The organism is Corallococcus terminator, assembly GCF_003611635.1.
GTDB classification, from domain to species: domain Bacteria; phylum Myxococcota; class Myxococcia; order Myxococcales; family Myxococcaceae; genus Corallococcus; species Corallococcus terminator.
Map to the genome: position 1 here is coordinate 1 of NZ_RAVZ01000305.1, position 12,186 is coordinate 12,186.

Sequence of the window (12,186 nt, forward strand, 5' to 3'; positions counted from 1 at the left end):
CCCCAAGGGGTGGGAAAAGCTTTAGGATGCGAACGTGGGGCAGGGTGTGCCCAGCATGTGGACGCCCAGCCGTTGCCACGTTCGCCACCATGATCAACCCCGACTATCCGCTGGCCAGCTGGTTCCTCGCGCTCTCCACGTCGCTCTTCCTGGTCGTCTACGCACTGCCGTTGCTGTTCGTCCCGCTCCGCTGGGCGCGCTGGTTCGGGTGGGAGCTGCCCACGGGGAACAACGACCTGACGGTCTACTTCGCGCGGTGCCTGGGCGGCCTGGCGCTGTCCGTCATCATCGCGGTGGTGCAGTTCATCCCGGATCCGAAGAGCCACCTGGTCATCTTCGAGCTCATCGGCCTCATCGGGTTCCTGATGACGGCCGTGCACGTGTGGGGCGCGATCAGGAAGCAGCAGCCCTGGACGGAGACGGCGGAGATTCCCCTCTACGGAGCAGTGTGCGTGGCGGCCCTGTGGCTTCGCTACGCCTCGCTGTCCTGAGTCCAAGGCCCCGGGATGCCCTCCGAGCAGCACATCGATCCAGTCGTCGCGGCGCTGGCGCCCTACATGCCGGCGGCCATCCTCGCGCGTCTGGCGACCCATGAGGCGGATGCGCTGCCCCGGGTGGAGCCCGTGCGCGGCGCCATCCTGCTGCTGGACATCGCGGGCTTCACGCCCATCGTGGTGGGGCTGAGCGGCGCGGGGCCTCGCGGCATCGACGCGCTCCAGCGGCTGCTCACGAACTACTACACGGAGATGATCGACGTCGTCCGCGACCACGGCGGGGACATCTACCAGTTCGCCGGCGACTCCATCCTCGCGTGCTTCGAGGCCGCGCCCGCGGAGGCCGACGGAGACGTCGTGCAGCGCGCCGCGGTGTGCGCGCTGGGCGTGCAGCGCAGGCTCACGCGCTTCGCCCGGCTGGAGCTGTTGGGCCAGCGCTTCGGCGTGTCGTCGCGCATCGGCATCGGCTTCGGTGAGTCGAACCGCATCGTGATGGGCGCCTCCGGCCTGTGGATGCACCCGGCGCTCGTGGGCGAGCCCCTGGCGCAGGCGGTGGGCGCGGAGAAGCAGGCCACGGTGTCGGAGGTCGTCCTGAGCCCCCGCGCGTGGAGTTCGCTCCCGGAAGGCGCGCGCAAGGGCGAGGCGCGTGCGGGCGGCAACCACCGGCTGGCCCTGGACGCGCCGGTGGAGTCCGTCAAGCGGCCCCTGCCCGCGGCGTCGGGAGGCTCCGAACTGGTGGGGCGGTGCGCGCTCCTGCTGCACCCGGTGCTCTTCACGAAGATCACCACCGCGCACCAGGAGTTCTCCGGAGACTTCCGCGACGTCACCTGCTTCTTCGTGCGCTTCACGCACGCGCCCGCGGATGGGGACGCCACGTCGTTCACGCGCGACCTGAACGCCTACTACGAGTTCGTCCAGCGGGAGAGCGCGCACCACGGCGGCGTGCTGCTGATGACGGACTTCACGGACAAGGGCAACGTGCTCTACGTCCTGTTCGGCGCGCCCACCGCCCAGCAGAACAAGGAAGTGCTGGCGTGCCGGCTGGCCTGCAAGCTGCTCAAGTCGCGTGAGGCCTTCCCCTTCCTCGGGGATCTGCAGATCGGCGTCGCCACCGGCCACGCGTACTGCGGGGACATGGGCTCGCCGTGGCGCAAGGGCTACTCGGCGCTGGGCGAGGTCGTGAACATGGCGGCGCGCCTGATGACGCACGGGCGCGGCGGCTCCGTGCACATCTGCGCGAACACGCAGGGCCGGCTCCAGCAGGGCGGCTTCGCCACCGAGTTCGTGGAGGACGCGAAGTTGAAGGGCGTCTCCCGCACGGTGCCGGTGTACCGGCTCTTGGGTGAGACGCGCCGCAGCCTCTTCATCAAGGGCCGGGGCGACATCATCGGCCGCAAGCGCGAACTGGCCGTGCTGCACGAAGCGCTGGACGCGTCGCTCAAGGGCCGGGGCAAGGTGTGCGTGGTGTCCGGCGAGGCGGGCATCGGCAAGTCGCGCCTGGGCGCGCGCGTGCTGGAGGACGCGGAGGAGAACGGCGCCGGAGCGCTGTACGGCATCTGCTACTCCTACGAGATGTTCACCCCCTTCTTCCCCTGGAAGGAGGTGCTGCTCCAGGCGTTCGGGCTGCATGACTCGGACGACTTCGCGACGCAGATGGAGCGGCTGTCGGAGGGGCTGGACGGCCTGGTGGACGTGGGGCCCGAGTGGATCCCCGTGGTCGCGGGCATCCTCGGCATCGCGCTGGAGGAGACGCCCGACACGGCGTCCATGGACGCGCGGCGCAAGCAGCAGAAGGTGTTCCAGATCGTCCACCAGCTCCTGGAGAAGCTCAGCCTCGCGCAGCCGCTGCTGCTCTTCTTCGAGGACCTGCACTGGGCGGACAACATCTCCCTGGATCTGCTCCAGTACCTCGCGGTGCGCCTGGGCTCGCACCGCATCATGGTGCTGGCGACGATGCGCCCGGGCGATCAACTCCGGGGGCTGCGCGAGCTGCCGGAATACTGCCCGGTGGAGCTGTCCAGCCTGGACGACGAGGACACGCGCGAGATGCTGCGCGCGCACCTGCGCCTGTCGCCGCCGGACCTCGCGCTGGAGGAGCGGCTGCTCGCGAAGGTGCAGGGCAACCCGTTCTTCATCGAATCCATCGTGGACGGCCTGACGGAGCAGGGCTACCTGGGGCTCGCGGAGCCGGGCTCCACGCGGATGGAGCTGAAGCGCGGCCTGCAGGACCTGCTGCTGCCGGACTCCATCCAGGACGTGGTGCTGTCGCGCATCGACCTGCTGTCGGAGACGGAGAAGCTGGTGGTGAAGGTGGCGTCCGTCATCGGGCGCGTCTTCACGCTGGACGCTGTCTCCGCGCTGGTGCCGGGCTCGCTCGTGGGCACGAAGCTGCGCGAGGCCGTGGACACGCTGACGCGCCTGGGCCTCATCCTCCTGGAGACGGAGGAGCCCTACACCTGCCTCTTCAAGCACATCGTCATCCGCGACGTGGCCTACAACACGCTGCTGGTGTCGGCGCGCGAGGATCTGCACCGCAAGCTCGCGCGCTACCTGGAAGCGAGAGCGAACGACAACCTTGTCGGCTCCGCGGGTCTCCTGGCGTTCCACTTCCTCGCGGGCAACGTGGAGGACAAGGGCCTGGAGTACACGCTGATGGCGGCCCGCAGCGCGCGCGCCCAGTACGCCAACGACGACGCGCTCTACCACTACAACCGGGGCCTGGAACTCCTGGGCACCGTCGTGCCATTGGACCCGGAGGCGATGCTGCTCAAGACGCGCCGGGTGATGCAGGAGCTGGCGGAGACGCTGCTCCAGGCGGGCAACTACGCCGCCGCCATCATCATGTTCGAGCAGTGCCTGGTGGACGAGGAGGAGGTCCCTCAACAGGCGGAGCTGCACCTGGGCCTGGGGCGCGCGCACCAGGAGAAGGGCGAGTCCGGCCGCGCCACGCACCACCTGGAGCAGTCGCTCGTCTTGAGGGGCCGCAGCCTGCCGCGAAACCTGCCCGCGCTGGGCATGCGCACGCTGGGCAACCTGCTGCTGCGCGGGCTGGCCACGTTGCTGCCCTTCATCCTCAGGCCCATCCCGCCAGCGCGCCTGCCGCAGTACCTCCAGCAGTTGAGCACGCTCAACTCGCTCATCCGCATCTACTACTTCGCGGACATCACCAAGCTCACCTGGGCGACGCTGGTGTCCACCAACATGGCGGAGCGCTCGCGCAGCGACTACGCCATGAGCATGGCCAGCGGCTACTACGCCACGCTGCTGTTCGGCGCGGGGCTGCTCAAGCGCTCGCGGCACCACGGCGAGCGGGCGCTGGAGTACGCGCGGCGCTCCAAGGACCCGGTGGCGGAGGGGCTCGCGCTCAGCCGCCTGGGCATCCAGGCCTTCTTCGCCAACGAGCTGAAGCGCTCGCGCGACTTCCAGGAGCAGGCCGTCTCCACGCTGCGCGTGGTGGGTGAGCGCTGGGAGCGCCAGACGTCCCTGATGATGCAGGCGACGGGTGAGTTCCTCTGCTCGCGCTTCAAGACGGCCGAAGAGCTCTACGAGCAGATGAAGACCATTGGCGTGGAGCTCAACGCGCTGATGCACCAGGGCTGGGCGCACTCCTGGGCGCCCATGTGCCGCTACCTGCTGGGCGAAGGCGACGTGGGCGAGCTGTGCGCGGAGATGGAGCAGGGCCTGCGCATCAGCGAGGAGGTCGCGGACCTGGCCAACCAGTGCGCGAGCCTCAACCACCTGGCCAACGTCACCGTGCGCGAGCACCAGGTGGAGGAGGCGGCGTTCGTGGCGGTGCGCTGCTTCAAGAGCATCTGGAGCTATCAGGTGCTGGTGCCCTTCCTCCAGGTGGGGCTGGTGGACGCGGCGGAGGCGGCCCTGTTCGCGCTGGAGGAGGGCGCCACGGTGGTGCCGCGCAAGAAGCTGCTGCGCATCGTGCGGCTCGCGTGCATCAAGGCGCGGATGATTTCGAAGCTGTACCCGTACCTGAAGGGCCCGGCGCTGCGCGTGACGGCGCGCTCGCTGCGCCTGCGCAAGGGCCCGAAGGCCGCGGAGCCGGTGTTCCTGGAGGCCATCGCCATCCTGGAGGTCAGCCCCAACCGCTGGGAGACGGGCGTGGCCTACTTCGACGCCGCGGTGGCGCTGCCGCACCGGCGGGACGCCTTCCTCTCCCGCGCGAAGGAGATCTTCGTGGAGGTGGGGGCGCTCGCGGAGCTGCGCCGCATCGACCGGCTCCAGGCCTCCGCGCAGGCGCTGCTGCCGGGCGCCACCGCACGGCCCCCGCTCCGGGACGTGGCCCGCCGCGACCTGAACGTGATGTAGGCGAAGGCCTCTCGCACCTCGGGTGAGGCATAAGGCGGACCGTCAGTCAGCGCGGTGGGTGTGCTTGTACCGTCAGCCCCGGCTCCTACACTGGCCCCACTTCCTCGAACCCACACCGGGCCATGACTTCCGTTCCGCTCCGCTTCCAGACCAGTCCCGTCATCGTCGGATACATGCTCGTGGTGCACGCCCTGGCCGCGCTGGCATTCCTGTTGCCCTGGCCCCCGTACGCGCTGCCGGTGGGCCTGGCGGTGTACGTGAGCATCGGGCTGGGCACGACGGTGGGGCTGCACCGCCTGCTGTGTCACCGCGCCTTCGTCTGTCCGCGCTGGGTGGAGTACGCGCTGGTGACGGTGGCCATGCTGACGGCGCAGGGCAGTCCGCTGCTGTGGGCCGCGACGCACCGGCTGCACCACGCGAAGGCGGACGCGGAAGGGGACGTGCACTCGCCCCAGCGCGGCTTCTGGTACGCGCACATGGGGTGGATCCTCAACGAGGGCTCCACCGACGACGACGGCTGGCGCACGTGGTGCCGCGACATGGCGGGGGACCGGTATTACCACTGGCTCCTGCGCTACCGGATTGGCCCGCAGGTGCTGGCGGTGCTCTTCGTGGGGCTGACGTTCGGCTGGCGCACGGTGCCCGCGTACTTCTTCCTGCCGGTGGTGTGCTGGATGCAGAGCACCTACGCGGTGAACTCGGTGTGCCACGCGAAGTTCGGCTTCCGCGCCCACGACACGCGCGACAAGAGCCGCAACGTGTGGTGGGTGAGCGTGCTGGCGCTGGGCGAGGGCTGGCACAACAACCACCACGCCTTCCCCGCGTCCGCGCGACACGGCTGGGTGTGGTGGCAGTGGGACCCGGGCTGGCTCTTCATCCGGGCCCTCCAGTCGCTGGGGCTCGCGTGGGACGTGCGGCTGCCGTCCCGGATCCGCTGAAGCCTCAGGTCACGAGCTGGGGCTTCAGTCCCAGCCGGGCCATCTCCCGCACGTCCCAGTCCTCGATGGCGTCCAGGCCCGCGATGTAGCGGCGCGCCGTGTTCTTCACCGGGTTGCGGATGCTGACGATCTCCGGGCCGGAGAAGAGGATGGTCTGCTTGTAGCGGGGCATGTCGCTCATCATCAACTTGGACGCGTAGTGCTTCGCGATGTTGGGCAGGCTGCCCAGCGTGCGGCACAGCCGCAGGAAGTGCTCCACCACCTCGGATGCGTGCAGTTGCTTGGGCCGGTGGCACAGCGTGTAGCCGTCGTAGTCGCGGCTGGTGGTGCCGGGCAGCAGGCGGTCCTCGGCCTGCAGTTCGCGGAAGAAGGGCGTCTCCGGGTACGGGCACACGATGCCCAGGAAGGTGACGGAGAAGTACTTCAGGTCCGCCAGGTACTCCGGCAGCCGGTGCAGGTATTCGTTGGTGTCGCCGTCCGAGCCGACGATGAGGCCGAAGGACAGGAGGATGCCGGCGGAGAAGACGCGGCGGATGACGGCGTCCACCTCCGACAGCTTGTTCTGGCCCTTGTTCATCGCCTTGATGGAGTCCGGGTTGAGCGACTCCAGGCCGGTGTAGACGTAGCGGCAGCCTGCCTTCGCCATCAGCTTCACCAGCGACTCATCCTTGAGCACGTTGAAGGTGAGCGCGCAGCCCCACGTCTTCTTCAGCGGGATGAGCGCTTCGCACAGCTCGCGCAGGTACTTGGGCGAGCCGCCCAGGTTGTTGTCCAGGAAGATGAACGCGTCATCCATCATCCCCATGAAGTTGGGGTTCCAGCGCATGCGCGTCTGGATTTCATCGATGACCGCGGGGATGGGCCGGAAGCGGTAGCGCTCGTTGCCGGTGAGGACGCAGAAGTTGCAGGAGAAGGGGCAGCCGCGCGACGCCTCGATGCCCGGCAGGCGCACCTTGTTGTGCTCGAAGTTGATGAGCTCGTAGCGGTACGGCCGGATGGCGGACGCGCCCAGGGACGGGCGGCTGTAGCGCGGCTGGAGCTCGCCCTTCTCGAAGTCGGCGACCAGCGCGGGCACGTTCGCTTCGGGCTCGCCGGTGATGACCGCGTCGAAGAACTGGGACGCGTCGTCGGGGAAGTAGCCCGCGTGACGCCCGCCCGCCACCGTCGTCATGCCGCGCTGGCGGAAGAGGGTGGAGAGCACCTTCGTGTGCTCGTAGTACGAGTGCAGGTACGAGAAGAAGACCAGGTCCCAGTGCCGGTCCAACGGGATGTCCGCTTCCTTCTCGTTGAAGATCTCCACCTCCGCGTGCTCCGGGCACAGGCCGGCGATCAGCTCCGGCACGGAGGACTGCATGATGGAAGGCTCCTTGATGCGCAGGCGGGTCGGATGCGTGTACGTGGCGATGATGGCGATTCGCATGCGTGCGTTTTCCGGAAGAAGACGCGGAAGGAACGGCACGCACCCGTTCACGAATACGACTGCCGGACTGCGCCCCCCTCCGTGGCGGAAGAATCACCCGGAGTCCTGGCGGCGGTAAAGGACCTCCCGCGTACACGGCGCACTCCGCGTGCTTCCGGTGGCAGCGGACGCCCCCTCGTTTCGCGAAGGCACGACGCAAAAGAAGCGGGCCCCTCGTTCCGGATGTCACCGGACGAGGAGCCCGCCTGGAAGCGAAGCGCCCGTTGGGGCGAAGTCGCGCGCTCAGCCCACCAGCCGGACCACGGCCAGCGTGAGGCCGTAGACGAGGACGGACACGAACGCGGCGGCAGGGATGGTGAACACCCACGCCCAGATGATGCGTCCGGCGGTGCCCCACTTCACCGCGCGCCAGCCGCGCGTGGAACCCACGCCGACGATGGCGCCGGTGATGGTGTGGGTGGTGGAGACGGGGATGCCCAGCTCCGCCAGGGCGATGATGGTGACGCCGCCGCCGGTCTCCGCGCTGAAGCCGCCAATGGGCGCGAGCTTCGTGAGGCTGTGGCCCATGGTGCGGATGATGCGCCAGCCGCCGAAGAAGGTGCCCATGGCGATGGCCGCGTGGCAGGAGATGATCATCCACCAGTCGATGTGGAACGGGCGGTCGCGCCAGATGGTGCCGAAGAGCACCACCGCGATGATGCCCATGACCTTCTGCGCGTCATTGGTGCCGTGGCTGAAGGAGAAGATGGCGGACGACACCAACTGGAGCCTGCGAAACCAGGTGTCCACGCGCAGGGGCGTCTGCTTGTGCACCGTCCAGGTGCTGATGACCATCATCGTGATGCCCAGGAACATGCCGATGAGCGGCGACAGCACGATGAAGGCCGCGATGCGCGCGATGCCCGAACCGACGAGGCCCTGGAAGCCCAGCACCGGCAGCGTGGCGCCAATCATCCCGCCCGCCAGCGCGTGAGAGGACGACGAGGGCAGGCCCCACCACCACGTCAGCAGGTTCCAGGTGATGGCCCCCATGAGCGCGGAGAAGATGACCATCAGCACCGCGGTGGGGCCGGCGGCGCGGAGCATCTCGAAGTTGATGATGCCCTTGCCCATGGTGTTGGCGACATGGACGCCGCCCGCGAACGCGGCCACGAAGTTGAAGAACGCGGCCCAGGCCACGGCGAGGTTCGGCGACAGCACGCGCGTGGAGACGACGGTGGCGATGGAGTTCGCGGCGTCGTGGAAGCCGTTGATGAAGTCGAACACCAGCGCGACGATGACGATGAGGACGACCGCGGCGAGCAGCATTTCAGGAGTGCTCCAGCACGACGCCTTCGATGACGTTCGCGACACCCTGGCACTTGTCGGTGGCGGTCTCGATGAGGTCGTAGATCTCCTTCCACTTGATGATGGTCAGGGTATCCACGCCGCTCTTGAACAGCCGGCCCATGCCGGAGCGCAGCACCTCATCCGCCTGCGACTCCAGGCTCTTGATCTCCTTGCAGCCGGCGAGGATCTGCTCCGGCTTCTTGATGAGGCGCAGGGCCGCGACGACCTCCTGCACCTTCAGCGTGGAGAGCACCAGCAGGCGCGCCAGCTCCGCGGCGTCCGCCCGGGTGGACTCGATCTCGTAGTACAGCAGGCGCGCGGCGGCCGCGTTCGTCAGGTCCAGCACGTCGTCGATGCGCGACAGGAGCGAGTGGATCTGCGTGCGATCAAAGGGCGTGATGAACTGCTGGTGCAGCCGGTTGAAGGCCGTGTGCGTGACGTCGTCGCCTCGGTGCTCCACGTCCTTGAGGGCCTGGACGCGCGCGGGCACGTCCCGGTAGTCGCTCAGGAGCTCATGGAGGATCTTGGCGCCTTCGACCGTGCGAGCGCATTGGGCGTCGAAGTCGTCGAAGAACTCATCCGACTTCGGCATCAGCTTTTCGAGCATGGGGTTCCCTCGGCGCCTGGAGCGACAGGCGCGGTCCGCCGCGGGAGGTGGTTGCGCGAGGGTGTTGCCCTCCCGTGACGCGGCGTGACTACCCTACTTTCGGAGTTTCGCCAGTGTTCCGTGTAGAACTTCACGGATTCCGGGGGGTTGGGGAAGACCGCGCCGGCTTGCCCGGCGGGCGCGCTTCTCCCGGAAGAGGATGACGCAGGGGCCTGTTCCGGATGGGGCTTCACGTCCTACAGTTGGAAAATCGGCAATTCGTCCCTGGTCCCTCTTGTCGCGGAAGGCGCATGACCCTGTTCCGGCACCCTGAAGATCGCATCCCGGTCCTGTTGTTCGCGTGCGTGTTCGCGCTCGATGTGACGGTGTTTCTCACGGCGACGAGCTGGTGGTTCCCCGTGTTGTGGTTTGGCCTGGGCATCATCCCCAAGGGGTGGATCTGCTCCTGGAACCACCACCACCAGCACCTGACGATGTTCCGGCACGCGATCCCCAACCGCCTGCTGGAGATCATCTTCGCGTTCCAGACGGGCGTGACGTCGCAGGCGTGGTTCCTCCACCACGTCGTGGGCCACCACCGCAACTACCTGGATCAGACGAAGGACGAGTCCCGCTGGAAGCGCGATGACGGCACGACGATGGGGGAGCTGGAGTACTCGCTGAAGACGATGCTCACCGCGTACCCGCGCTCCTTCCAGGTGGGCCGCAAGCACCACCCGAAGGCGCTGCGCCTGTTCGTGGCGATGGCCGCGCTCCAGGTGGTGTTGCTCGCCGGCCTGTTCTGGGTGAACCCCTACAACGCGCTGTTCGTCTTCCTGTTGCCCATGGCGGCGTCGCTCTTCGTCACGGTGTGGGCGACCTTCTTCCACCACGTGGACCTGAACACGTCGGTGCACGCCGAGGCCTCGTACAACATCCTTCACCGGGGCTACAACCTGATGACGGGCAACCTGGGCTACCACACCGCGCACCACTCGCGGCACGGCCTGCACTGGTCGAAGCTGCCGGAGCTGCACGCGCAGCTTGCCCGCGACATCCCCGCGCACCTGTACCGTCAGCCGGGCATCCCGTTCGTCTGGCTCGGCTCCGAAGCGAAGCTCGTGCTGAGCGAGCACGAGGTGGAAGCGCTCGCCGCTTCGAACGCGAAGGCCAAGGCGCCCGCGTCCGCGCCGGCTTCCGGCGAAGAGCTGGCGGCCTAGCTTCACGGCCCGCTGCCGGGCTCGCCCGGCTCGGCTGCCCGCTTGTGCGCCAGGTACTCGCGCACCTCCGCCGGAAGGGCTTCTTCCGGCAGGGCGAAGTGCTGCGTCACCACCTCCAGGATGTTGAGGTACTGGGGCAGCTCGAAGCCGTAGAACACCACCCGCCCGATGCGTGAGCTCTCCCGGGCGGACAGGTGGGTCTTCAAGGTCGTGCACGCCAGCCGCACGGGGTCGTTCACGCCCAGCCCGCCGGTGCCCGCGCCCAGCGCCACCATGGCCACGGTGAGCGGCGTGCCGTCGTCGGGCAGCGCCTCCAGCGCGTTCCACAGGTTCACGCAGCACACCTGGATGCGCGCGAGGTTCGGCGCGGAGCTCGCGGACAGCCCGTGGCGGTAGTCCATCACCGCGACGTGCGCGACCCACTTCGCCCTCGGGTGTTCGCCCGCGTCCGTCACCAGCACCTGGCCCGGATCCATGGGGCCGCGGAAGCGGGCCTGGAGGGCCTCGGTGATGTGCTCCTGGTAGTCGGGGCCACACGCGAGCCGGATGGCCCGGGAGACCCCGGAGCCCAACTGCACGTTCGTGTTGGAGGCGTTGACCAGCACGCGCTCGGAGCCGTCCGTCAGGCTTCCGAGCGCGACGTCGATTTCCGGGAGGGGAGCGCTCATCCTCCCAGTCTAATCACGGCTTCTTCGGCTCGGCCGGCTCGGTCGTGCGGTTGGCCGCGATGTTGATGACGTTGACCATCAGGTCCTTCACGCGGCGCGGCTTCTCGCCACCGTTGTCCTCGATGATCTTGTCGATGTCGTCATCCTGCCGGTGGTACTCGGGGATGAGGTCGCCGCCGCCGTCGGGGTTGGACAGGCCCTCGAAGAGGAAGAGCACGTCCTCGCCCTTGCGGCCGAAGGACGCGCCGTCCTGGCGGTCGCGGTACACGTTGATGTCGCGGTTGATGCGGTCGAACGGATCCGCCAGTTGCTGGTTCGCCTGATCCACCACGTCCCGGAAGTAGTTGGGCTGGCCCTTCGTGTTGGTGTCCACGACGGACAGGCGCTGATCATCCCAGCGGCCCACCATGTCCGTGTTGATGACGCCGGCGATGTTCTTCAGCTCCAGGCCGGGGATGGGGTGGTCCACGAAGTACTGCGAACCCACGAGCCCCTTCTCCTCCGCGCCCGTCCAGATGAACAGGATGGAGCGATCCAGCTCGCCGCGCTTCTGGGCCTCCGCCAGCTCCGGCACCGCAGCCATCAGCACCGCGCTGCCGGAAGCGTTGTCGTCCGCGCCGTTGTACGCGTTGCCCTTGCGGTCCACGCCCACGTGGTCCAGGTGGGCCATCACCACGATGACCTCGTCCTTGTGCGGGCCGGTGCCGGGCAGCAGCGCCATTGTGTTCACGGCCTGGCCCGTCGCCGTGGCCACCTGCCGCAACTCCTCCACGCTGCGCTGCGTGCCGGAACGGGCGGGCACCAGCGGCTGGCCGGACGCCTTCATCGTGGACTCGTACTGGCGGTTGAGCAGCGCCAGCGTGTCCTTGGGCATCTTGTCGTCCAGGTAGAAGCCCTCCTGGAACGTCGTGTGCCCGAACTCCTTGTGCGGCCCGTGCGCGGCGCCGTGCTCCGCGCCCTCCGCCTGCGCGCCCGCGAAGGAGAAGACGTTGAACTTCTGCTGGAAGGGGTTCTCCGGGTTGTTCGAGTTCGGGCCCACGAGGCCGTACTTCTTCACGTGCTCCTGCACGTAGGCGGACGCCAGGTCCAGGCCTTCCGAGGGGCTGTTGCGGCCCTTGAGTTCATCGGAGGCCAGGTACTCGATGTGCTTCATCGGATCCGAGTCCGCGGAGACGGGCGGCTCGGTGGGCTTGGACGGGTCCGTCGGAGGC

Annotated in this window: 9 protein-coding genes; 4 read left to right on the forward strand and 5 right to left on the reverse strand. The window is 68.2% G+C overall.

Going from position 1 to position 12,186, the window contains the following annotated elements:
• Positions 1-89: 89 nt before the first annotated feature.
• The 3 genes from D7V88_RS32210 to D7V88_RS32220 all read left to right on the forward strand — a co-directional run bounded on the left by D7V88_RS32210 (position 90) and on the right by D7V88_RS32220 (position 5,752).
• A complete protein-coding gene (locus D7V88_RS32210) occupies positions 90-491 on the forward strand; it encodes a hypothetical protein (RefSeq protein ID WP_120544452.1) in 402 nt (133 codons plus the stop codon).
• A 15-nt stretch (positions 492-506) separates the two neighbouring features.
• On the forward strand, positions 507-4,814 hold the full coding sequence (locus D7V88_RS32215) for an AAA family ATPase (RefSeq protein WP_120544453.1): 4,308 nt from the start codon (positions 507-509) through the stop codon (positions 4,812-4,814).
• Between the two features lie 122 nt (positions 4,815-4,936).
• Entirely contained in the window at positions 4,937-5,752 is an 816-nt protein-coding gene (locus tag D7V88_RS32220) for an acyl-CoA desaturase (protein WP_120544454.1), read from the forward strand.
• Positions 5,753-5,756: 4 nt separating this feature from the next.
• Here the strand turns inward: D7V88_RS32220 and D7V88_RS32225 are convergent, their stop codons facing one another.
• The 3 genes from D7V88_RS32225 to D7V88_RS32235 form a co-directional block, all read right to left on the reverse strand.
• Positions 5,757-7,172 (reverse strand): B12-binding domain-containing radical SAM protein, encoded by a 1,416-nt coding sequence (locus tag D7V88_RS32225; RefSeq protein ID WP_120544455.1) that lies wholly within the window; start codon positions 7,170-7,172, stop codon positions 5,757-5,759.
• A gap of 282 nt (positions 7,173-7,454) precedes the next feature.
• On the reverse strand, positions 7,455-8,480 hold the full coding sequence (locus D7V88_RS32230) for an inorganic phosphate transporter (RefSeq protein WP_120544456.1): 1,026 nt from the start codon (positions 8,478-8,480) through the stop codon (positions 7,455-7,457).
• Position 8,481: 1 nt separating this feature from the next.
• Entirely contained in the window at positions 8,482-9,108 is a 627-nt protein-coding gene (locus tag D7V88_RS32235; RefSeq protein ID WP_120544457.1) for a DUF47 domain-containing protein, read from the reverse strand.
• 290 nt (positions 9,109-9,398) lie between these two features.
• On the opposite strand from D7V88_RS32235, the gene D7V88_RS32240 reads away from it, so the two are divergent.
• On the forward strand, positions 9,399-10,307 hold the full coding sequence (locus tag D7V88_RS32240; protein WP_120544458.1) for a fatty acid desaturase family protein: 909 nt from the start codon (positions 9,399-9,401) through the stop codon (positions 10,305-10,307).
• 2 nt (positions 10,308-10,309) lie between these two features.
• On the opposite strand, the gene D7V88_RS32245 is transcribed toward D7V88_RS32240, so the two are convergent.
• Both D7V88_RS32245 and D7V88_RS32250 read right to left on the reverse strand, forming a co-directional pair.
• Positions 10,310-10,975 carry a macro domain-containing protein gene (locus tag D7V88_RS32245; protein ID WP_120544459.1) on the reverse strand — a complete coding sequence of 222 codons (666 nt, stop codon included), beginning with the start codon at positions 10,973-10,975 and terminating at the stop codon, positions 10,310-10,312.
• A 13-nt stretch (positions 10,976-10,988) separates the two neighbouring features.
• Positions 10,989-12,186: M28 family metallopeptidase (locus D7V88_RS32250; protein ID WP_120544460.1), on the reverse strand; the 1,198-nt coding region annotated here is incomplete at its 5' end.